We start from the raw sequence: 22,275 nt of genomic DNA, 5'->3' as shown, positions 1-22,275 counted from the left end.
AGGACCGTGAGGCCCGTCATGAAAACAGTCATCTGAGCGTGAGGCTCATCAACGAGGAGTTGTTACCTTGAGTGAATCGACCTACGACATCGTCATCCTCGGCGCGGGTTCGGGCGGCTATGCGACCGCTCTTCGGGCCGCGCAGTTGGGCATGACGGTCGCCCTCATCGACGGCGATAAGGTGGGCGGGACGTGTCTGCACCGCGGCTGCATCCCTACCAAGGCCTACCTGCACGCCGCAGAGACCGCCGAAGCCGTGCGTGAATCCGCTCGCTTCGGCGTCTCCTCGACGTTCAACGGTATCGACATGGCGCAGGTGGGCAAGTACCGCGACTCCGTGGTCTCCGGCCTCTACAAGGGCCTTCAGGGCCTCCTCAAGTCCCGCAACGTCGAGGTGATCTCCGGTTGGGGCCGCCTGGCGGATGCCAACACCATCGAGGTCAACGGAACGTCCGTTCGCGGCCGCCACATCGTCCTGGCAACCGGCTCGTACTCGCGCTCGATCCCCGGCCTCGACATCGGCGGGCGCATCATCTCCTCTGACCAGGCCCTGCAGATGGACTGGGTACCGTCCTCGGCCGTCATTCTGGGTGGCGGTGTCATCGGCCTTGAGTTCGCCTCGGTGTGGCGCAGCTTCGGCGCCGAGGTCACGATCATTGAGGCGCTGCCTCACCTGGCCAACAACGAGGACGAGGCGATCTCCAAGCAGCTGGAGCGCGCCTACCGCAAGCGCGGCATCAAGTTCCACACGAATACTCGCTTCGCCTCGGCCACACAGGACGACGGCGGCGTTCACGTCGCCACCGAGGACGGCAAGGCCTTCGACGCCGACGTGCTCCTGGTGGCCGTTGGCCGCGGCCCGGTGACCGAGGGCCTGGGCTACGAGCAGGTCGGCATCACCCTCGACCGCGGTTTTGTCATCACCGACGAGCGACTGCACACGGGTGTGGGCAACATCTATGCCGTCGGCGACATCGTCCCCGGCCTCCAGCTCGCGCACCGCGGCTTCATGCAGGGCATCTTCGTCGCTGAGGAGATTGCCGGAATGAACCCGGTCGCGCAGGCTGACATCAACATTCCGCGCGTGACGTTCTGCGAGCCGGAGATCGCCTCCGTGGGGATGACGGAGAAGCAGGCGCGCGAGAAGTTCGGGGATCGCGTGCGAACGGTTGAGTACAACCTCGCCGGTAACGGAAAGTCGTCTATCCTGGCCACATCGGGCATCATCAAGCTGGTCTCGGTGGAGGGTGGTCCGATCGTGGGATTCCACGGCATCGGCGCACGCATCGGCGAGCAGATTGGTGAGGGAGAACTGATGGTGAACTGGGAGGCGTACCCCTCGGACGTCGCTTCCCTCATTCACGCCCACCCCAGCCAGAATGAGTCGCTCGGCGAGGCGGCCATGGCGCTGGCCGGTAAGCCCCTCCACGTCCACAACTGACCATAGAGTTTTAACTAGGAGAACACACATGGCAACGTCAGTGACCATGCCCGCGCTGGGCGAGTCCGTCACCGAGGGTACCGTGACGACGTGGCTCAAGCAGGTCGGCGATACCGTCGAGCTTGACGAGCCCATCGTCGAGGTGTCCACGGATAAGGTCGACTCCGAGGTCCCCTCCCCCGTCGCGGGTGTCCTACTCGAGATTCTGGTTCCCGAGGATGAGACCGTCGAGGTCGGTACCGAGATCGCGCGTATCGGCGACGCCTCGGAGGCGCCCGCCGCTGCGGCCCCCGCGCCCGAGTCGAGCGCGGCCCCGGCTCCTGCTCCGGCCGCCCCTGCGGCTCCCGCTCAGGCGTCGGCCTCCTCGGCCCCCGTTGACGGCACGGAGGTGCGCATGCCCGCGCTGGGTGAGTCCGTCACCGAAGGGACGGTTACCACGTGGCTGAAGGCCGTGGGCGACGCCGTCGATGCCGATGAGCCGCTGCTCGAGGTCTCCACGGATAAAGTCGACTCCGAGGTCCCCTCCCCCGTGGCCGGTTTCCTCGCGGAGATCCGTGTTCCCGAGGATGAGACCGTCGAGGTCGGCACCGTCGTTGCGGTCATTTCCGCCTCGGCTCCATCGGCCAAATCCGCTCAGCCGACTCAGGCACAGGTTGCCCCTGCAGCACCGGCCGCCCCCACCGCCCCGTCGGCTCCCGCAGCTCCTCGCAGCGCTGGGATCGATCCCTTCCCGAACGCCACGACGCTCGCCCAGGCCGCGTCATCGGCTCCCGTCGCGGCGACGCCTGCACCGGCGACGGGCACCGCGTACGTGACCCCCATCGTGCGCAAGCTCGCTCGTGAACTCGGTGTCGATCTGGCGTCCGTCTCCGGAACGGGTGTCGGCGGTCGGGTGCGACGCGAGGATGTCGAGGCTGCGGCTCGCGCCGCTGCCGCCGTTTCCGCGCCTGCCGTTGGCACCACGCAGACGGCCACGGAACCCACGAGCGTGCGCGAGCCCTCGCCGCTGCGCGGCACAACCGAGAAGATGAGCCGCCTGCGCCAGACGATCGCTCGGCGCATGGTCGAGTCGCTTCAGACGGCCGCCCAGCTCACGACGGTTGTCGAGGTGGACGTCACGAAGGTTGCCGCCCTGCGTGCTCGCTCGAAGGACGCATTCGCGGCTGCGCACGGCACCAAGCTGACCTTCCTGCCCTTCTTCGTCAAGGCCGCGACGGAGGCCCTCGCCTATCATCCGAAGATCAACGCGACGATCAACGACAAGGAGGTCACGTACTTCGACTACGAGCACGTGGGCATTGCCGTTGATACGCCGCGAGGGCTGCTGGTTCCGGTCATGAAGAACGCCGGCGACAAGGACATTGCCGGCATCGCGGCGTCCATCAACGATCTGGCTGCGCGCACACGCGACTCGAAGATCGGCCCGGACGAGCTGTCGGGTTCGACCTTCACCGTGACAAACACGGGTTCGGGCGGAGCACTCTTCGATACCCCGGTTCTCAACATGCCGGAAACCGCGATCATGGGAGTTGGAACCATTGTCAAGCGCCCGGTCGTCATGAGGGGCGCCGACGGCTCCGACGTGATTGCGATCCGTTCGATGGTGTACCTGTCGCTGTCCTACGACCATCGCCTCGTCGACGGCGCGGATGCTTCTCGTTTCCTCATGGACGTGAAGAAGCGTCTGGAGGAGGGTGCTTTCGAGTCCGATCTCGGACTCTGATCACCTGAGACCTTCGCGGGGTGGGGGCGCAACCGATGGTTGCGCCCCCACCCCGTTTCCCTCGCCCATCCCGGGCGCCGCATCGGCGCGTCAGCTCGTGACGCACGCTCACGGAGCGGCGTACTTGTCACGCGTTGGCGGGCGCGGCCGCGACGACCTTTCGAGAAACGGGGTCGACGCGTATGAGGAGTTCCGTCGACTCTGGGGTATCGCTGCGCTGGCATGACTGATTTGCGCAGGTCTGCGAGGCCGTCACGACCAGCGTCGCATGTGCTTCGAGCGCGCCGGGTTCGCAGTTGAGCAGGGTCACGGCTTCGATTCTCGAGGAGAGTTCGCGAACGGTGATGCCGTCATTGATCATCGCTTGAATGCGTGCGGTGTCTTGGTTGAGAAGCTCGCCACCCAAAACGGCATCAAGGCCGGAAGGATCGGCGTCGATGACGGCCTGATCGCGCACCCTGATGGCGTTGCCAATCAACTCCGTCACCTCCTCCACGTTGCACAGACCCGTATCGGATTGGGCGCTCATGGGCGATGCCTGCGTCGTCTGGTTGTCCGAGCCGGTGCCGTGCGGAGCACCTGCGCGCCACACGGCATAGGCGATCATTGCGGCTCCCGCAATGATCGCGAGAGCGCCGACGATAATCACGCCGAGGCGCCGCTTGCGTCCGGAATATGTTGGTCGCACGGCCGCTGCGTTGCCCCAGATGCGCGTGCTCGACTTCTCGCGCCTAGGCTGTCCGTCCTCGGAGACCGTATCCTCACGCAATGCCGCCGCTCGCAGATCCGCTATCACTTGCTCGGGATCGACGGGCTCGCGCACAATCTCGTGCGCCGGTGGGTCTGTGACGAGGGGTGTGCTCCCTCGATCTATTCCCTGTGGAGCGTCCAGTCCGAGCTGCGCCAACGCATCGTCGAGCTCGAGCCGGCTCGCGATCATGCGCAGGCACTCCCGGTCGCATTCCATTCCGCGCTTTCCGAGGCTCCAGCCCGGGGTGCCCTCCCCCTCACCGAGCTCGTCGATGATGTCCACAATCACCGCTCGTCCCTCGGGCGTGATCATGACGTTGGCGGGCGTCAGGTCCCCGTGGCAGATACCTGCTGCGTGAAGCGCGCTCATCCCTGCGGCGATGCCGTTAAGAATCTGGCGTCTCGTTGCGATCGGGCGAAGGTCGGGCGAACCAAGCTCCGCGTCCAGGCTCCGACCGGCGACATAGTCCTGGACGAGTGCCCACCGGCCATCGTGGGATCGCACGACGTCACGCAGCCGGACAACATGGGCGGACTCTACCGTCGACCATGCCTTCCACCGCGGAAGGAGCCGGTCGCCGTCATCGGCCGAGCGCAGCGCCAACAGGGCTGCCCCCGCACGCGTGCGCGTCATCCACATGGGGCCCTTGGCGCCAACGTGAAAGACCTGCCCGATCTCGTAACCGCCGATGTTCATATCCCCATTGTCCAAACAGAGCCAGTGTGATGCAACTCATTTCACATTGCTCCTGGTCGGACGCGTACACCGCCAGGGTGATGAGCACGTAGAATAATGGTCCTATGAGCGATTCAAATCCCCCCAGCAAGAGGCGGTTCTATCACAACCTTCTCGACGCGTACCGCCTGAGTGCCCGTACATATCCCGCGCTTCCGTGGATTCTTCTGGGCACGGCAGCGGCGATCATCGGCGCCTTTATGCTGACGGCCTGGATCATCCACAGGTCGTGGATCGGCTGGCTGATCGTCGGCATTATGACCGCGATCACCGTCGTGCTCGCGCTTCTCACGTTCCTGACGCGCCGAGCGCTTTTCGCCCAGGTCGAGGACACGGCCGGGGCTGTGAAGGTGGCGCTGCAGCAGATTCAGCGGGGCTGGATCATCCCCGAGCAACCGGTGGCCTACACCCGCGAACAGGACCTTGTCTGGAGAATCGTGGGAAGGCCGGGAGTCGTGCTCATCTCCGAGGGGCCCTCGGCTCGCGTTCGTGGGCTCCTGCAGACCGAGGCCAGGCGCGTGACGAAGGTGATGCGCAATGTCCCCGTCCACCAGATCCAGGTCGGACGCGAGGAGGGGCAGGTCGCCCTGCGTGATTTGCAGCGCGAACTACGCAGGCTCAAGAACACGCTCACCTCGGAGGAAGTTCCCCAGGTGTCGTCACGCATCAACGCACTGCGGTCGGGAGAGCCTCCCATTCCCAAGGGGATCGACCCGATGCGCGCGAGACCATCGCGACGGGCCTTGCGCGGACATTGAGGTTGGAGTCAAGTGGGCGAGCACGCTGTGCTCGCCCACTCGTACATCCAGCATCTGAGACCCCCTCGACATGCATACTATGCACATGTTTGCATATTTTCTACCACTCATTCGCATCATCACGAAACCGAGGAACATAGTCATGCATACGAAGAGGATTTTTTCGGTCACAACGACACTCGCCCTGACGCTCACGGTGGCTGCATGCTCAGACCCGTCGACAAACTCCGGCCAAACCGGAAGCACCTCACAGTCCAACTCCGCGGCCTCCGCCGCCCACACCTCCTACGACGTAGCATCGATTCCCACCGTTGAGGAGATCGCGGCGCTCGTTCCCGAGGAGATTAAGGCGAGGGGAACGCTGCGCAACGGAGCGTCGACCGGATACGCGCCGGCCGAGTACATGGCGAGCGACGGCCAGACGCCCATCGGCTACGATATCGACATCAATCGGGCACTTGCCAAGGTCATGGGACTTACCGATGCGACAACCAAGCACGCGGAGTTCCCCACCATCATCCCCGCGCTGGGAACCAAGTTTGACGTCGGCCTCTCGTCCTTCACAATCACCGCCGAGCGGGAACAGCAGGTCAACATGGTGTCCTACCTAAACGTCGGATCAGCATGGGGCGTCGCAGCCGGTAACCCAAAGGGTTTCGACCCTTCCAACCCGTGCGGAGCAACAATCGCCGTCCAGACGGGAACTGCCCAGGAAACCTACGCCGCCACGCTCTCCCAGGAGTGCACGGCCTCGGGCAAGGCGCAGATAACCATCATGCCCCACGAGCTCCAGACCGACATCGCAACCAAGCTCATCGGCGGACAGTACGATGCGACGCTTGCTGACTCCACGGTGATTGGCTACACGGGCGCACAGTCTGCCGGGAAGATCGAGCAGCTGGGAGACACCTTCGAATCCGCACCCCAGGGGGTGGCTGTCAGCAAGGATGACGAGAAGCTCACAACCGCCGTTCAGGCCGCGCTTCAATACCTCATGGACAACGGCTACCTGAGCGACATTCTCGCCAGCTATGGAGCCCAGGACGCGGCCCTGTCGGCCGCCGATATCAACCCGTCGGCGAAGTAATCCCACGTCACAGTACGATGCGCATATTCATGCACGCGGGTGCATAATGGTAGCAATAGTGAGGCGCCCGAACCTCACCCCATCGGAAGGCACATCATGACCATCTCCAAGGCACGCATCGTCATCGCGTGCGCGGCTACACTCGCGCTCCCTCTCGCAGCCTGCGCCGACCCGCAGGCAGCACCGACGGGCGCGGCAACGACCTCGGCACCGGGCGCCACGCCCTCGTCGGTGCCCGCCTACGACGTATCGGACATTCCAACCGTCGACGAGATCGCCGCTCTCGTTCCCACCGACGTCAAGGCACGGGGAACGCTACGCAATGGGGCCTCTGCGGACTACGCCCCGGCGGAGTTTCTGGGAGATGATTCGCAGACCGCCCAGGGCTACGACGTCGACATCACGCGCGCCCTCGCCAAGGTCATGGGCCTGTCCGAGGGAACGACCACCCACGCCGAGTTTCCAACGATCATTCCGGCGCTCGGCACCAAGTTCGACGTCGGCATCTCCTCGTTCACGATCACCTCTGAGCGCGAGCAGCAGGCAAACCTTGTCTCCTACGTTGAGGTCGGATCGGCTTTCGGCGTAGCCAAGGGCAACCCCAAGAACTTCGATCCGACCAATCCGTGCGGCAAGACGATCGGTTTGCAGACCGGCACAGCCCAGGAGGACTACGCTCGGGAGCTGTCCGAGAAGTGCGTGGCGGCCGGTCAAGACAAGATCACCATCATGCCCCACGACCTGCAGACCGACATCGCCACCAAGGTGATCGGCGGCCAGTACGACGCTACCTTCGCCGACTCCACCGTCATCGGTTACACGGCGTCTGTCTCCGGCGGCCAAATTGAGCAGGTGGGCGACGTCATCGAGTCGGCGCCCCAGGGCGTTGCCATCAACAAGGATGATGCGCAGCTCACGGCAGCGGTCCAGCAGGCGATGCAGTACCTGATGGACGGCGGCTATCTCGCCGACATTCTGGCACGCTACGGTGCTCAGGATGCCGCGCTCACGAGCGCGCAGCTGAACCCGGCAACCAGCGAGTGAGGATCTCATGGCTATTACCAAAGACGGCGTCGAATTGATCGACGCCAAGCCCGTTCCCCGCCCGGGGAGATGGGCGAGCGCGGTCGTCGTCACGATTCTCGCGGCCATGGCCCTCCACGCTCTCATCACGAACAAGAACTTCCAATGGCCGGTCGTCGCCCAATGGCTGTTCTCAGCGTCTATCATGCAGGGCGTCCTCTTTACGATTATCCTGACCGTTTTGGCGATGTTTGTCGGCACCGCCCTGGCAATCACGATGGCCATCATGCGCCAGTCCGTCAACCCGGTATTGCGCTGGGTGGCGATGGCCTACATCTGGTTCTTCCGTGGCACGCCAATCTACACGCAATTGATCTTCTGGTCGCTGCTGCCCACCCTCTACCCCACTCTATCCTTCGGGGTGCCGTTCCTCGGTTCGCTGTGGGGCTGGGAGATCCCGTTTGACACGGCCACCTACTTCACCCCGTTCTGGATGGCTTTCATCGGGCTGGGTCTGAACGAAGGCGCCTACCTCGCCGAGATCATGCGCGCGGGTCTCCTCAGTGTGCCGAAGGGCCAGTGGGAGGCGGCCACAGCCCTGGGAATGCCGCGTGCGACGATCTTTCGTCGCATCATCCTTCCGCAGGCGATGCGCGTCATCGTGCCGCCCATCGGCAACGAAACAATCTCGATGCTAAAGACAACATCGCTGGTGTCGGCCATCCCCTTCACCCTCGAGCTGACGTTTATCGCTCGTCAGCGCGGCCAGGCAACTTTCGCGCCGGTGCCCCTGCTGATCGCCGCGGCCATCTGGTACCTGGTGATCACGAGCCTGCTCATGTGGATTCAGTCGTTCATCGAGAAACACTTCGGTAAGGGCTTTGAACGCCGCGATAGCGCCGCAACAGCGACGACGGCAACGCCCACGGGAGACGACCACGGCAGCGATACGCACGCGACAACGCTCAAATTCTTGGATGTGACACCATGACGGCAACGACACCCATGGTCTCCGTTCGCGGGGTCCACAAGTTCTTCGGCGACCTGCACGTTTTGCAGGGGATCGACCTGGATATCGCGCCCGGCGAGGTATGCGTCATTCTCGGTCCCTCCGGGTCGGGCAAGTCCACCCTCCTGCGATGCCTCAACCTACTAGAGGAGATCAGCGCTGGCCGCGTCTACGTGGACGGCGAGCTCTTAGGCTACCGTGAGGACGCGGCGGGCGTCCTGCACGAGCGGCGCGACAAGGAGATTGCCGCGCAGCGTTCCCGCATCGGCATGGTCTTCCAGCGCTTCAACCTCTTCCCTCACAAGACGGCTCTTGAGAACGTCATGGAGGCCCCCATTCAGGTACTCAAGAGGCCGCGGAAGGAAGCGCGTCGCCAGGCCTTGGAGCTTCTCGATCGAGTTGGTTTGGCCGACCGTGCCGATCACTATCCTGCCGAGCTGTCGGGTGGCCAACAGCAGCGCGTGGCCATCGCCCGTGCTCTCGCCATGGAGCCGGAGATCATGCTCTTTGATGAGCCGACCTCCGCCCTGGATCCCGAGCTGGTCGGCGAGGTGCTTCAGGTCATGCAGGACCTCGCGGCTTCGGGAATGACGATGGCCGTCGTCACCCACGAGATTGGCTTTGCCCGCGAGGTGGCCGACCAGGTCGTATTCATGGACGGCGGCATCATCGTCGAGGCGGGGTCGCCCGCCGAGGTCATCGACAACCCGCAGTCGGAGCGGACCAAGGAGTTCTTCTCGAAGGTCCTCTGAGGCTCTCGAAGGGCCGGGGCACCAGCGTGTCCCGGCCGAGTGCATGCCTCAGCGCGGATTGACGCCGCCGCTCAGGTGAGCGTGACGAGATCCAGGTAGCTGTCGTCCCACAGGTCCTCGTCGGCGTCGGGAAGGAGCAGGACGCGGCCCGGACCCAGCGCGCTTACCGCTCCCGGGTCGTGGGTGACCAGGATGACCGCGCCCTCGTAGTCGCGCAGCGCAGAGAGGATCTCCTCGCGCGAGGCCGGGTCCAGGTTGTTGGTGGGTTCGTCCAGGAGAAGAACGTTGGCGCCCGACACGACGAGGGTCGCCAACGCGAGGCGGGTCTTCTCTCCGCCGGAAAGAACGGCCACCGGTTTATCGACGTCATCACCCTGGAACAGGAACTGACCGAGGATGTTGCGCACGTGCGTGTCGTCGAGTCCGGGAGCGGCGTCAGCCATGTTCTCTCGAATGGTGCGCTCCTCGTCGAGGGTCTCGTGCTCCTGGGCATAGTAGCCGAGCTTGAGCCCGTGCCCGGGGATGACGGTACCCGAGTCAGGTTCCTCCACCCCGGCAAGCAGGCGCAGAAGCGTTGTCTTCCCGGCGCCGTTAAGTCCCAGGACGACGACCTTGGAGCCGCGGTCGATCGCCAAGTCGACGCCCGTGAACACCTCGAGCGACCCGTAGGACTTTGACAAGGCCTCGGCGGTCAGTGGAACGCGGCCACAGGGAGCGGGTTCGGGGAATCGCAGCCGCGCCACTTTCTCATTGACGGTCTCGGCGCCTGCCTGCGCGAACAACTCCTCGGCACGCCTGAGCATCTGCTGAGCCGCTACCGCCTTCGTGGCCTTCGCGCGCATCTTCTCTCCCTGGGCCTTCAGATGCTCGGCTTTTTTGAGGGCGTTAGCACGTTCTTTGCGGCGCCTGCGCTCATCCTCCTCGCGCTGCTTGAGATACGCGTGCCATCCCAGGTGGTACATGTCCACGTGGGCGCGGTTGGCGTCGAGGTAGAACACCTGGTTGACGGTGTCCCCCAGGAGCTTGACGTCGTGGGAAATGATCATGATCCCACCGGGGAAGGTCTTGATCCAGTCACGAAGCCAAACGATGGAGTCGTGATCGAGGTGATTGGTCGGCTCGTCAAGGAGCAGGACATCGGCATTGGAGAAAAGAACGCGGGCAAGTTCGACCCTGCGGCGCTGCCCACCCGACAGCGTCCGAAGCTCCTGATCGAGTACCCGGTCGTCGAGACCGAGGGAGTGAGCGATCTGGGCGGCCTCCGAGGCGGCCGCCCAGCCGCCCTGGTTGGTGAACTGCTGGTCGAGCTTGACGTAGCGCTCCATCGCGCGCTGCTGGCGCGCGCCTTCGGTCGTGGACATCTCGTGTTCCGCTTTCCGAATGCGAGCAATGATGGCATCGATTCCACGCACTGAGATGATGCGGTCACGAGCCAGCATGTTGGGGTCCCCAACGTGCGTGTCCTGGGCGAGGTAGCCGATCGTTCCGTTGGACGTGATCGTTCCCGTATACTCCGCCGCTCCCCCGCGATCCTCCTGCCCAGCGAGCAGGCGCATCGTCGTCGTCTTGCCGGCTCCGTTGCGTCCGACGAGACCGATGCACATTCCTTTGTCAACGCGGAAGGAAGCATGGTTGACGAGTTCGCGGGCACCGATGCGCAAAGAGAAGTCCTGGACGTTGATCACCCTCCAAGAGTAGAGGGACGGGCTCGTGTGGGCGAATCAACCCGGCGGCGGCATGCCTCCAGCAAACCACCGGGACACGATTACGGGCACAATGGGAGTCGTTAGTAGCATCCCGCTTTCGTCCAACCGAGGTTTCTCCCCATGACCGACAGCCCGATCCCGTCTGGATCGGCGCGCCCATCGCGCGCCCTCGACATCATCTCCGTCGCCTTCGTTGCTCTCCTCCTCATCTCGAACATCGCTGCAACGAAGGCGTTCATGGTGGGGTCGCAGACCCACTACTTAATTTTTGACGGGGGCGCCGTCCTCTTTCCGCTGACATACATCATCGGTGATGTCCTATCGGAAGTCTACGGATTCGTTCGAGCGCGGCGCGTCATCATCATGGGTTTCGTGGCTTCCTTCCTGGCCTCCGTCACGTTCTTCATCGTTCAGTACCTGCCACCCGCTCCCGACTACGCCAACCAGGAGGCCTTTGCCGCGGTCCTCGGCGTTGTCTGGCGTGCGGTCGTAGCCTCGCTGGTCGGATACCTCGCGGGGCAGCTCCTCAACTCCTACGTGCTCGTGTGGATCCGTCGCAGGTGGGGCACCAAGCACCTGTGGGCGCGCCTCATCGGCTCGACCATCGTTGGTGAGGCGGCAGACACGATCCTGTTCTGCACGATCCTGTTCTACGGCGAGATGACAATGAGTAACTTCATCAACTACACAGTCACCGGCTACTTCTACAAAGTGCTTCTTGAGGTCGTCCTTCTTCCGCTGACCTATCCGGTGATCGGGTGGATCCGCAAAGCCGAGGGCCTCGGGCATGACGAGGTGTTCGCCCAGTGAACGACAACTGGCTCTCGGCCGCTCATCCGGAGCAACTGGCGCCCTTTCCCGCTCCGCCCGCCGCGCATGCACCCGAGAGGGGTTTTGAGATCGGCACGCGCCTGTCAAGCAACGGTGGCTTGGGACGCACCGGCGTCATTCACACGGCTCACGGCCTGATTCGCACTCCCGCGTTCATTCCCGTTGGAACTAAAGCAAATGTCAAGGCACTGACCCCGGAGATGGTACGCTCCCTCGGCGCTCAGGCCGTCTTGGCCAACGCCTATCACCTGTATCTTCAGCCCGGTTCCGACATCGTCGACGAAGCCGGAGGTTTCGCCGCCTTCATGAACTGGGCGGGCCCCACCTATACCGACTCCGGTGGCTTTCAGGTGCTGTCGCTGGGCGCGGGCTTCAAGAAGGTGCTCTCGCAGGAGTTCTCGGGCGCAGTCGACCCCAGCGATCCCGCCGTGAACGCTCAGGCGATCAAGGCCTCCCATGCCGTCGTCGACGACGACGGTGTGGTTTTCTCCAGCCACATCGACGGTTCCAAGCACCGTTTCAATCCCGAAGTGTCGATGGGGATCCAACACCAGCTGGGCAGCGACATCATGTTTGCCTTCGATGAGCTCACGAGCCTGCTGCATCCGCGTTCCTACCAGGAGGAATCGCTCGAGCGCACGCACGCCTGGGCCGCTCGTTGCCTCGCCGAACACAGGCGACTGACACAGGCGCGCGCGGACAAGCCCTACCAGCAGCTCTGGGGAGTCATCCAGGGGGCCCAGTGGGAGGATCTACGCCGCCGGGCCGCCCGCACCATGGCCGACATGGAGGTCGACGGAGCGCGTTTCGATGGATTCGGAATCGGAGGCGCGCTCGAGAAGGAGAACCTCGGCACGATTGTCGCCTGGGTGTGCGAGGAGCTCGGCGAGGACCGCCCGCGCCACCTGCTCGGCATCTCCGAGCCCGAGGATCTCTTCGCAGGGGTTGCGTCGGGAGCGGATACCTTCGATTGTGTCAACCCCTCGCGAGTGGCCCGTAATGCCGCCATCTATACCCCCGACGGCCGTTTCAACATTACGAATGCCCGCTTCAAACGGGACTTCTCGCCGCTTGTCGAGGGCTGCGGATGTTACACGTGCACGCACTACACGCGCGCCTACCTCCACCACCTCTTCAAGGCCAAAGAGATTCTCTCGGCGAGCCTGGCCACCATTCACAACGAGTGGTTTACGCTCCGTCTGGTTGACGGGATCCGCGATTCCATTGAGGATGGGTGTTTCGACGAGTTCCGTGCCGACATGCTCGGACGCTACCAGTGTGGTCGTCGCCCCTAAGAGTGAGGAGCACTCATGAGTTTCAACGACAATATCCGTCTGGATCCAACACGGGTGGGAACCTCGGGTGCGGGGCGCAAAGTCGCTGGAGTCGGCGGCGGCTCACTCCTGGGGCTCCTCCTCGTCCTCGGGTTCTCCTATTTCACCGGAATTGATCTCACGAGCCTCCTGTCCTCGCCCTCCGCCTCCTCCCCCTCCTCGTCGACGGTCGACGTGTCGACCTGCCGGACGGGGGCGGATGCGAACGCGCGCGTTGAGTGCCGAATGGTCGCCACCGCCCAGTCTCTTGATCAGGTGTGGAAGACGCAGCTGACGCAGCAGGGCACGAACCTCGCCTACGAGCTTCCCGACTTTCAGATCTTCACGAACTCGGTGTCCACCGCGTGCGGCAACGCGACCAGCGCGGTGGGCCCCTTCTACTGCCCGGGCGACTCCACGGTCTACCTGGATCTGGGATTCTTTGACGATATGGTCACCAAGTACGGGGCCTCCGATTCGGTTCTGGCCCAAGAGTACGTGGTCGCTCACGAGTGGGGGCACCACATCCAGAACCTCCAGGGAGTCTTCCGCGCACACGACACGCGCGAGACCGGGGAACAGGGTGCGGGCGTGCGCAGCGAGCTGCAGGCGGACTGCTACGCGGGCGTGTGGATGCACTGGGCGTCCACGACGAGGGATCCCACCACGGGAGCGTACTATCTGAACACGCCCACCGCAGACGAGCTGCTGGGCGCCCTGCAGACGGCCCAGGCCATCGGGGATGACCGCCTGCAAGCCAAGTATCAGGGAACGTCAAACCCGGAGACGTGGACCCACGGAAGCGCGAACCAGCGTGCCGCGTGGCTCCAGCGAGGCCTGGACTCGGGCGAGATCGCAACGTGCGACACCTGGAGCGCTCCTCGCGTGTGAGTCAGCGTGGACCAGCCGCTACAATCGGGGATGCCCACTTCCAGGAGGATCTCATGACAGGCACCATCGTTGAGCAGGCGCGCTCCTTCTACGACGCGGTACCCTACGAGGTACCCGAACCGGATTCCTCCCTCTTTGAGCTACTGGATACCGCCGCCCGCCTCTACCCGAGCCGCATCGCCCTGGACTACTTCGGCCAGACGCTCTCCTATGCCCAGGTACATGACCAGGTGCTGCGCGCCGCCCGCGTTCTCCTCGATGCGGGTGTCCGCCCGGGAGACACCGTGGCAATCGCATTGCCGAACTGCCCACAAGCATTCGTCGCCTTCTACGCCTGCATGCGTATTGGCGCGATCGCCGCTCAGCACAATCCGCTGGCTCCCCCTGCAGAGGTTGCCGACCAGCTGGAGCGCCATGGAGGCAGAGTCGCAATCGTGTGGGAAAAGTGCGCCGAGGCCTACCCGCTTACAACCTTAGACACGGTGTTGACGGTCGACATTTCTCGCGCCATGCCCGCCTCGCAGCGCGTCTTGCTGAATCTTCCGGTGGCTCGCGCTCGCCAGACACGTGCTCAGCTACGCGGTGCGGTGCCTGCCGGGACGGTGTCCTGGGATCGAGCGACGGCCTCATCGGCACCGATCGACTCCGCTTTTCCTCTTCCTTCCGTGGATGACCTCGCTGTCATCTTGCACACCTCGGGCACGAACGGCGTCCCCAAGTCCGCGCCGCTCACTCACCGCAACATCGGCGTCAACGTCAACCAGTGCATGTTTTGGGTCTGGAAGCTGCACGAGGGTGCCGAAACGTTCTTCTCCCTACTGCCCTACTTCCACGCTTTCGGGTTAACATTCTTCCTGTGCGCCGCCGTACGCAAGGCCGCGACCCAGGTGTTGCTACCCAAGTTTGATGCGGACATGGCCTTGGATGCACACAGGCGACGCCCCATCACTTTCTTCGTCGGTGTGCCTCCCATGTTCGAGCGGATCCTCGCGCGCGCGACACAGACGAACACGGACATCACGTCCATCCGTTACTCGGTGGCCGGAGCGATGCCCCTCTCGACCGCGCTCGCGAGCGCCTGGGAGGAAGCGACCGGGGGCATGATCGTCGAAGGATACGGCCTGTCCGAGACGGCCCCGGTCCTTGCGGGTGCTCCCCTCTCGTGTCGGCGCAGGCACGGAGTTCTCGGGCTGCCGTTTCCTTCGACTCAGCTCCGTCTGGTCAGCCTCGATGATGAAACGGTGGACGTCGAGGACGGTCAACCCGGAGAGATCCTTGTCAAGGGGCCGCAGGTCTTCTCTGGCTATCTGAACGCGCCGGAAGAAACCGCTCGGGTCTTCACGTCCGACGGATGGTTCAAGACCGGTGACATCGGTGTCAACCGGGACGGCTTCATTTCCATGGCCGACCGTAAGAAGGAACTGATTCTCTCAGGCGGATTCAACGTCTATCCGTCCCAGGTAGAGGATGCAATCCGCTCCCTTCCCGGGGTGGCAGATGTCGCCGTCGTCGGTGTCCCGGTCTCGGATGCGACGGAGGAGGTCACGGCCGCGATCATCATGGAGCGCGGAGTTCCTCCCCTGACGCTGGAGGAGGTGCGCGCGTGGGCCGAGAAGTCGATTGCGCACTACGCGCTACCTCGTCAGCTCGTGTTCATCGCCGAGCTTCCCCGCAACCAGATGGGTAAGATCCTGCGCCGCAAGGTCGCCAAGCTCGTGCGCGAGGCGCTCGGCCGGTAGCGGGTCGCAGCCGCACAGAGCGCGGTGGGCCCCGGCACGCGAATGTCGGGGCCCACGAGTACGGTGGCGGTGCTCAGACGTTAAAACCGATGGCTCGCAGCTGCTCGCGCCCGTCGGGTGTGATGCGATCGGGGCCCCACGGCGGCATCCACACCCAGTTGATCTGCACCTCGTCGGTGATCGAGGACAGGATCGTCTGCGCCTGACGCTCAATGACGTCGGTCAGTGGGCACGCCGCCGAGGTGAGCGTCATGTCGAGGCGCACCTCGTTCTGAGGGCCGATGACGATGCCGTAGACAAGCCCCAGGTCGACGATGTTGATCCCCAGCTCGGGGTCGATGACGTCCTTCATCGCCTCCAGGACGTTCTCGGCGGCAAGGGTGCCCTGCTCGACAACATCCGTGCCGTCAATCTGCCGAGTGGGGGCGGTGCTCACTGCCTCCTCGCTCGCTCCGGCCACACCGAAGCGCTGCTCGACCGGCTCGGACTGAGCCATCGGGTTACTCATAGCTGTTCCTTTACTGCTCAGCGGGCTCGCCCGCGGTGGAAATGTCAATGCCGGACTTGGCCATGGCATCACGGAGCGCGTACCATCCAAGGAGGGCACACTTAACGCGGTTAGCGAATTGCGAAGTGGACTCCAGAGCGGCGGCATCACCAAGGTCATCGAGAATCTCATCATCGACACCGAGGTTACGCGAGTGCATCATGACTTCCATGTCCCGATAGAGACGAGCAATCTCGTCAGCGGACTTGCCTTCGGTCAGGTCGGTCATCATGGACAGGGAGGCACGCGAAATCGAGCATCCGTCGCCGTCCCACTGAATGGAGGCCAGGTGCTCGCCATCCATAGACACACCCAGTGTCACCTCGTCACCGCACGTGGGGTTGACCTGATGAGACGACGCATCCATGCCTGACGGATCGCCCTCGCCATGCTTTTCACGCGCGTGATCGAGAATCACCTGCTGGTACAACTGCTCAAGACTGCCCATGATTTCCTTTCCTGCCCAACATTTCTGAGCCGATTCTACCGGCCGAAGAAGCCACGTACCTTCGACAGACCATCGACAAGGCGCTCGATTTCCTCCGGAGTTGTCGTCGGAGCAACCGACGCGCGCGCGGAAGAACGCACCTGGAAGAATGTGTGAAGCGGAATCGCGCAATGATGGCCAACCCGAACCGCAACATCGACCGAGTCCATGAACTGGCCGACGTCGTGCGGGTGGACTCCGTCAACAGCAAAAGCCACAACGCCAATACGATCCGTGTCACTATCGGGGCCGAGGACCGAAATTCCCTCGATCGACGAGATGCCCTCCAGCATCATCCGTGTCAGCATGTGCTCGTGTGCCTCGACGCGATCCATACCCAGCTTAGACAGGTAACGAAGCGCCTGCGCCCATCCGGCGACCTGGGCAACGGGCTGTGATCCCGCCTCGAAGCGCTCGGGCGGCGCCATGAACGTGGATTCCTCCATGGTCACCCATTCGATCATCGACCCACCTGTAAGGACCGGGGGCATCGCGGCAAGAAGATGACGACGTCCCCACAGCGCGCCCGCGCCCGTGGGGCCGAGCATCTTGTGGGAGGAAAAAACCGCAAAATCCACGTCAAGCGTTGACAGGTCGAGAGGCATGTGCGCGCTGGACTGGCATGTGTCGAGCAGGATGAGCGCGCCGACCGAACGTGCCGCGGCGGCGATGACCGCCACCGGCGAGATCGCGCCGGTCACATTGGAGACGTGGGTGAAGGCAACGAGTCGCGTATTCGGGGTAATGACCGACAGCGTCTCCAGGTCGATGCGCCCGTCGGGAGTCAGATCGAGCCACGCGAGCTCGGCGCCGGTTCGCGCGCACAGCTGCTGCCACGGGACGATATTCGCGTGGTGCTCCGCCCGCGTACACACGATGCGGTCGCCCTCCCCCACCCGCAGTGCGGCGGAATCGGTGCCGCCGATGCCCTGGGAGGCATTGCCCATGCCGATGGCGACGAGGTTGATCGCCTCGGTAGCGTTCTTCGTCCACACGATCTCATCGGGAGCGCCCCCAATGAACGAGGCAAGGGCTCCTCGGGCGCTCTCGAAGGCGTCGGTGGCCTCGTCGCCCAGCAGGTGAGTGCCCCGATGAACGGCCCCGTTGCGGAGGCGGTAGAAGTCGGCCTCGGCGTCGATGACGCACGTGGGTTTCTGCGAGGTCGCCGATGCGTCGAGGTAGGCGATCGGTGCGCCGCCGCGCCCGACGCGTTCCAGAATCGGAAAATCCGAACGAATCGCGTCGAGCTCGGCGGCGGTGAAGTCGGTCGGCACGGTGATCAGAGACCCAGGTACTTGTCGTAGCCGTTCTCTTCGAGCTCGTCTGCCAGCTCAGGTCCGCCCTGGGCGGCAACCCGGCCATCGACAAACACGTGAACGTGGCTGGGCTTGATGTAGCGCAGGATGCGCGTGTAGTGGGTGATGAGCATGATGCCGCAGCCAGTTTCACCGTGGACGCGGTTGACGCCTTCAGAGACGATGCGCAGGGCGTCAACGTCGAGACCGGAGTCGGTCTCGTCGAGGACCGCGAAGGAGGGCTTGAGGAGCTCCATCTGAAGGATCTCCAGGCGCTTCTTTTCTCCACCCGAGAAGCCGACGTTGACGTCGCGCTCGGCGAAATCGGGATCCATGCGGAGCTTTTCCATGGAGCCCTTCATGTCCTTGACCCACGAGCGAAGCGCGGGCGCCTGACCGTCAATCGCCGTCTTGGCGGTGCGCAGGAAGTTCGACACGGACACGCCGGCGACCTCCACGGGGTACTGCATGGCGAGGAAGAGGCCTGCCTTCGCGCGCTCGTCAACGCTCATCTCGGTGATCAGTTGGTCGTCCAGCCATGCCTCGCCCGACGTGATCTCGTAGTCCGGGTGGCCGGCCAGCGCGTAGGCCATGGTGGACTTACCGGAGCCGTTGGGGCCCATGATGGCATGGATCTCGCCGGAGTTGATCGTGAGGTTGACGCCCTTGAGGATTTCCTTGGGGCCTTCGGCGGTCTCGACGGAGACGTGCAGGTCCTTGATGCGAAGAGTCGACATGTGTATTCCTTAAAGCTCAGTTGGTACGGGACTTGGCCAGCTCGGCCTCGACGGTTGCCATGAGGTGGTCAACCACCTCGGGGACACCGATCTGGTTGATCAGCTCGGCGAAGAAGCCGCGCACGACCAGTCGGCGCGCCTCGTCTTCGGCAACGCCGCGGCTCATCAGGTAGAAGAGCTGCTCGTCATCGAAACGGCCGGTCGCGGAGGCGTGCCCCGCCCCCTTGATCTCCCCGTTCTCGATCTCGAGGTTGGGCACCGAGTCGGCCTTCGCCCCCTCGGTGAGTACGAGGTTGCGGTTCAGCTCGTAGGTATCCGTGTCGTCGGCTGCCTCGCGGATGAGGCAGTCACCGATCCACACCGAGTGAGCGTCCTTGCCCTGGAGGGCACCCTTGTAGGTGACGCGCGAGTAGCAGTTCGGCTGGGAGTGGTCGACAAAGACGCGGTGCTCAAGGTGCTGGCCGCCGTCCACGAAGTAGATGCCGAGCATGCTCAGCTCGGCGCCTGGGCCGCGGAAGTCCGTATCGGCGCACAGGCGCACGAGGTCGCCGCCGAAGGTGACGACGATGTGGGTTAGTTTCGAGTCACGGCCGAGCGCGAGGCGCTGGTTGGAAGCGTGCACGACGGTGTCGTCCCACTCCTGCAGGGACACGACGGTCAGGTCGGCGCTGTCGCCGGTCTCGACCTCCACTGTCTGGTTGAGGCCCGCGTCCGCGCTGCCCGTGTGCGACAGGATGACTGTCGCCTTGGAGAAGGCGCCGGCGCGCACCACGATGTGTTGGGCGCGCGTTCCGTTGATGTCGCGGACGTTGATGCGGATCGGTCGGTCGAGCTGAGTGTCGGCCGGGATGTCGACGATGGTCGCGGTCTCGAAGCCGTTCCACGCGACGACGGCAGTGCGGTCACCGGGGGCCAGGACGGTGCCCAGCCGCTTGTCGGCACGCGCGACGGTCTCCACGCCAACGCCTGCGGGGGCTTCCACCGATGCGGGCGCGTCACCCGCGTCGTAGTTGGCGGGTTCGAAGAGGCGTTCGATCCGACGCATCGGCGTGAATCGCCAGTCCTCCTCGCGTCCCCCCGGAACGGGAATCTCATCCAGGCGGAAGGAGGTTGGGCGGTCCGCGCGCGAGGGGTGGGCCTTGTCGCGAGTGCCCGCGCCGTGCGAGTGCGCCTTGTTCATGGTGTCGACAATAGTGTTGGGGGTGGTCATCAGCCGACGGATCCTTCCATCTGCAGTTCAATGAGGCGGTTGAGCTCGAGGGCGTACTCCATGGGAAGCTCTTTGGCGATGGGCTCGACGAAGCCGCGCACGATCGTCGCCATGGCCTCGTTCTCGTCCAGGCCTCGGCTCATGAGGTAGAACAGCTGGTCGGCGCTCACCTTGGTCACGGTGGCCTCGTGGCCCATCTCGACGTCGTCGGTGCGCACATCGACGTAGGGGTAGGTGTCGGTGCGGGAAACCTTGTCCACGAGGAGGGCATCGCACAGCACGTTGGACTTGGAGTGGCGCGCGCGCGCGTTGACTTGAACGAGGCCTCGGTAGGAGGTGCGTCCGCCACCGCGCGACACGGACTTGGAGACGATCGACGACGAGGTGCGGGGTGCCATGTGCACCATCTTCGCGCCGGTGTCCTGCTGCTGGCCGGGACCGGCGAAACCGATGGAGAGGGTTTCGCCGCGGGCGTGTTCGCCCATGAGGAAGCAGGCGGGGTACTTCATGGTGATCGCGGCACCCATGTTGCCGTCGACCCACTCCATGGTACCTCCCTCTTCGACGATCGCGCGCTGGGTCACCAGGTTGAGCACGTTGGTCGACCAGTTCTGAATGGTCGTATAGCGCACGCGCGCGTCCTTCTTGACGAAGATCTCGATGACGCCCGAGTGCAGGGAGTTCTCGTCGTAGATCGGGGCTGTGCATCCTTCGACGTAGTGAACGTAGGAGCCTTCGTCGGCGATGATGAGCGTGCGCTCGAACTGTCCCATCGCGGAGGTGTTGATCCGGAAGTACGCCTGCAGCGGGATGGTGACGTGAACCCCCTTGGGCACGTAGACAAAGGATCCACCGGACCAGGCCGCAGTGTTCAGTGCCGAGAACTTGTTGTCGCCGGCGGGCACGCACTTACCGAAGTACTCCTCAAAGATCTCGGGGTGCTCGCGCAGGCCGGTGTCCGTGTCGGTGAAGATGACACCCTGACGCTCCAGGTCCTCCTGGATCTGCTGGTAGACAACCTCGGACTCGTACTGCGCGGCAACACCGGACACCAGGCGTGACTTCTCGGCCTCGGGGATTCCGAGGCGGTCGTAGGTGTCGCGAATCTCCTCAGGGAGGTCTTCCCAGTCGTTGACCTGGCGGTCCGTGGGACGCACGTAGTACTTGAAAGCGTCGAAGTCCACGTGGGACAGGTCCGGCCCCCACGCGGGCATGGGCTTACGTTCAAAGAGCTCTAGCGCCTTGAGTCGCCGTTCCCGCATCCACTGGGGTTCATCTTTGACGTCCGAGATGAATCGAACGATTTCTTCGTTAATGCCGGTGGGGACGTCCTTTGAATAGTCGTCGGAGTCGTGCCATCCGTACTCGTAACTGCCGATGGAACCGATGATCTCGTCATCGGTCATACGACGGTCCTCAGCGCCCGAGGCGGGTGCCTGCGTCATTGTTGTATCAACCTCTCGTTCTTACCTGTGTGCTACTTGCGTCGCACATTCCTCACCCCCGGGCGGATGAGGGGCATCCCCACGGGAATGTGGGTCGTGCACACGTGCCCTCCGCCGGCGAGCGTGGAAAGTCGTTGGACGTGGACGTCGAGGAGTTTGCCGAAGGCAATTGTCTCGGCGTCGCACAGCTGCGGGAAATCGCCCGCCACGCTCTGGATCGGGCAGTGCCCCTGGCAGAGCTGGACCGCGAGGGTGCCTCCCCCGATGTCGCGTACCGTCGCGGCGTAACCGTCTTGGGTCAGCGCGTCGGCGAGCGCCTGGGCGCGCACGCGAGGATCCGAACCCGCGTCGCGAACGATCGGCGCGTAGCGCCGCTCGATCTCTCGCGAGCGTGCCGCTGCGAAGGATTCGACGGCTTCCTCGCCGCCGACCTGTCCGAGGTAGCCGAGTGCCTTCGATGCGAGGTCGGAGTAGCCGTCGGCGAGATGAACGTGCGCGCGTTCGGTCGCGACGTAGTGCCGTGCAGGCCGACCCCGTCCGCGTTTGGTCGGGGCGTTTGGCTCCCGTTCGACTATTTCTTTGGACTCGAGCAGCAGCGTGATGTGGCGCCGAACGGCAGCCGTGGTCAGGCCCAGAACCTTCGCGATTGCCGACGCCGTGACGGGTCCCTTCTCGACGATGAGATCGAGCACCTGCTGCCGAGTTGTGGCGTCTGCTTCTTCTGCCACTTCTCCTCCGCTCCGGCGCAGCTGCCCTGCGCCTGTGTGTGCTTGTCTCACGGGAAGAGTCTACGCT

General features: G+C 63.9%; 20 protein-coding genes. 11 read left to right on the top strand and 9 right to left on the bottom strand.

All coding sequences use genetic code 11. The features are described 5' to 3' along the window. Positions 1–67 precede the first annotated feature (67 nt). Positions 68–1,441 carry a dihydrolipoyl dehydrogenase gene (lpdA, locus tag NQK35_RS02980; protein ID WP_257114503.1) on the top strand — a complete coding sequence of 458 codons (1,374 nt, stop codon included), beginning with the start codon at positions 68–70 and terminating at the stop codon, positions 1,439–1,441. Between the two features lie 28 nt (positions 1,442–1,469). Beyond that, the gene (gene sucB, locus NQK35_RS02975; RefSeq protein WP_257114502.1) at positions 1,470–3,164 is read left to right on the top strand and encodes a 2-oxoglutarate dehydrogenase, E2 component, dihydrolipoamide succinyltransferase; all 1,695 of its coding nucleotides are present in this window, start codon (positions 1,470–1,472) and stop codon (positions 3,162–3,164) included. 127 nt (positions 3,165–3,291) lie between these two features. On the opposite strand, the gene NQK35_RS02970 is transcribed toward sucB, so the two are convergent. Then, on the bottom strand, positions 3,292–4,611 hold the full coding sequence (locus tag NQK35_RS02970) for a protein kinase domain-containing protein (RefSeq protein ID WP_257114501.1): 1,320 nt from the start codon (positions 4,609–4,611) through the stop codon (positions 3,292–3,294). 104 nt (positions 4,612–4,715) lie between these two features. Here NQK35_RS02970 and NQK35_RS02965 point away from each other — a divergent pair, with 104 nt between their 5' ends. The 5 genes from NQK35_RS02965 (at position 4,716) to NQK35_RS02945 (ending at position 9,279) form a co-directional block, all read left to right on the top strand. Next, positions 4,716–5,408: a DUF4191 domain-containing protein gene (locus NQK35_RS02965; protein WP_257114500.1), complete on the top strand. Its 693-nt coding sequence runs from the start codon at positions 4,716–4,718 to the stop codon at positions 5,406–5,408. Between the two features lie 142 nt (positions 5,409–5,550). Next, a complete protein-coding gene (locus NQK35_RS02960) occupies positions 5,551–6,495 on the top strand; it encodes an ABC transporter substrate-binding protein (protein WP_257114499.1) in 945 nt (314 codons plus the stop codon). 96 nt (positions 6,496–6,591) lie between these two features. Next, a complete protein-coding gene (locus NQK35_RS02955) occupies positions 6,592–7,539 on the top strand; it encodes an ABC transporter substrate-binding protein (protein WP_257114498.1) in 948 nt (315 codons plus the stop codon). Between the two features lie 7 nt (positions 7,540–7,546). Then, positions 7,547–8,509: an amino acid ABC transporter permease gene (locus tag NQK35_RS02950; RefSeq protein ID WP_009211492.1), complete on the top strand. Its 963-nt coding sequence runs from the start codon at positions 7,547–7,549 to the stop codon at positions 8,507–8,509. Beyond that, on the top strand, positions 8,506–9,279 hold the full coding sequence (locus NQK35_RS02945) for an amino acid ABC transporter ATP-binding protein (protein ID WP_009211491.1): 774 nt from the start codon (positions 8,506–8,508) through the stop codon (positions 9,277–9,279). The genes NQK35_RS02950 and NQK35_RS02945 overlap by 4 nt, the downstream gene beginning before the upstream one ends. A 71-nt stretch (positions 9,280–9,350) precedes the next feature. Here NQK35_RS02945 and NQK35_RS02940 read toward each other — a convergent pair whose 3' ends face one another. Next, a complete protein-coding gene (locus NQK35_RS02940; protein WP_257114497.1) occupies positions 9,351–10,964 on the bottom strand; it encodes an ABC-F family ATP-binding cassette domain-containing protein in 1,614 nt (537 codons plus the stop codon). Positions 10,965–11,105: 141 nt separating this feature from the next. Between NQK35_RS02940 and NQK35_RS02935 the strand changes: the two genes are divergently transcribed. The 4 genes from NQK35_RS02935 to NQK35_RS02920 are packed head-to-tail and all read left to right on the top strand — an operon-like array spanning position 11,106 to position 15,759. Further along, positions 11,106–11,795 (top strand): queuosine precursor transporter, encoded by a 690-nt coding sequence (locus tag NQK35_RS02935; RefSeq protein ID WP_009211489.1) that lies wholly within the window; start codon positions 11,106–11,108, stop codon positions 11,793–11,795. Next, the gene (gene tgt, locus NQK35_RS02930; RefSeq protein ID WP_257114496.1) at positions 11,792–13,111 is read left to right on the top strand and encodes a tRNA guanosine(34) transglycosylase Tgt; all 1,320 of its coding nucleotides are present in this window, start codon (positions 11,792–11,794) and stop codon (positions 13,109–13,111) included. The genes NQK35_RS02935 and tgt overlap by 4 nt, the downstream gene beginning before the upstream one ends. Before the next feature lie 15 nt (positions 13,112–13,126). Continuing rightward, the gene (ypfJ, locus tag NQK35_RS02925; protein WP_257114495.1) at positions 13,127–14,020 is read left to right on the top strand and encodes a KPN_02809 family neutral zinc metallopeptidase; all 894 of its coding nucleotides are present in this window, start codon (positions 13,127–13,129) and stop codon (positions 14,018–14,020) included. 53 nt (positions 14,021–14,073) lie between these two features. Continuing rightward, positions 14,074–15,759 (top strand): AMP-binding protein, encoded by a 1,686-nt coding sequence (locus NQK35_RS02920; RefSeq protein ID WP_009211486.1) that lies wholly within the window; start codon positions 14,074–14,076, stop codon positions 15,757–15,759. A gap of 73 nt (positions 15,760–15,832) precedes the next feature. Here the strand turns inward: NQK35_RS02920 and NQK35_RS02915 are convergent, their stop codons facing one another. Genes NQK35_RS02915 through NQK35_RS02885 form a run of 7 tightly spaced genes read right to left on the bottom strand, consistent with a single transcriptional unit; the run spans position 15,833 to position 22,208 of the window. After that, the gene (locus NQK35_RS02915; protein WP_009211485.1) at positions 15,833–16,267 is read right to left on the bottom strand and encodes a metal-sulfur cluster assembly factor; all 435 of its coding nucleotides are present in this window, start codon (positions 16,265–16,267) and stop codon (positions 15,833–15,835) included. Between the two features lie 10 nt (positions 16,268–16,277). Continuing rightward, positions 16,278–16,754, bottom strand: a complete 477-nt coding sequence (sufU, locus tag NQK35_RS02910) for a Fe-S cluster assembly sulfur transfer protein SufU (RefSeq protein WP_009211484.1) — start codon at positions 16,752–16,754, stop codon at positions 16,278–16,280. Between the two features lie 35 nt (positions 16,755–16,789). Next, the gene (locus NQK35_RS02905; protein ID WP_257114494.1) at positions 16,790–18,067 is read right to left on the bottom strand and encodes an aminotransferase class V-fold PLP-dependent enzyme; all 1,278 of its coding nucleotides are present in this window, start codon (positions 18,065–18,067) and stop codon (positions 16,790–16,792) included. A gap of 5 nt (positions 18,068–18,072) precedes the next feature. Then, positions 18,073–18,825, bottom strand: a complete 753-nt coding sequence (gene sufC, locus NQK35_RS02900; protein ID WP_009211482.1) for a Fe-S cluster assembly ATPase SufC — start codon at positions 18,823–18,825, stop codon at positions 18,073–18,075. A gap of 16 nt (positions 18,826–18,841) precedes the next feature. Next, positions 18,842–20,035, bottom strand: a complete 1,194-nt coding sequence (gene sufD, locus NQK35_RS02895; protein WP_257114493.1) for a Fe-S cluster assembly protein SufD — start codon at positions 20,033–20,035, stop codon at positions 18,842–18,844. Next, positions 20,035–21,480, bottom strand: a complete 1,446-nt coding sequence (gene sufB / locus NQK35_RS02890; protein ID WP_009211480.1) for a Fe-S cluster assembly protein SufB — start codon at positions 21,478–21,480, stop codon at positions 20,035–20,037. Before sufB ends, sufD begins: the two co-directional genes overlap by 1 nt. A 32-nt stretch (positions 21,481–21,512) precedes the next feature. After that, positions 21,513–22,208 (bottom strand): helix-turn-helix transcriptional regulator, encoded by a 696-nt coding sequence (locus NQK35_RS02885; protein ID WP_009211479.1) that lies wholly within the window; start codon positions 22,206–22,208, stop codon positions 21,513–21,515. Between the last annotated feature and the right edge of the window lie 67 nt (positions 22,209–22,275).

This window comes from Schaalia odontolytica, assembly GCF_024584435.1.
GTDB lineage: Bacteria > Actinomycetota > Actinomycetes > Actinomycetales > Actinomycetaceae > Pauljensenia.
This window is presented reverse-complemented; position numbering and strand designations above follow the sequence as displayed.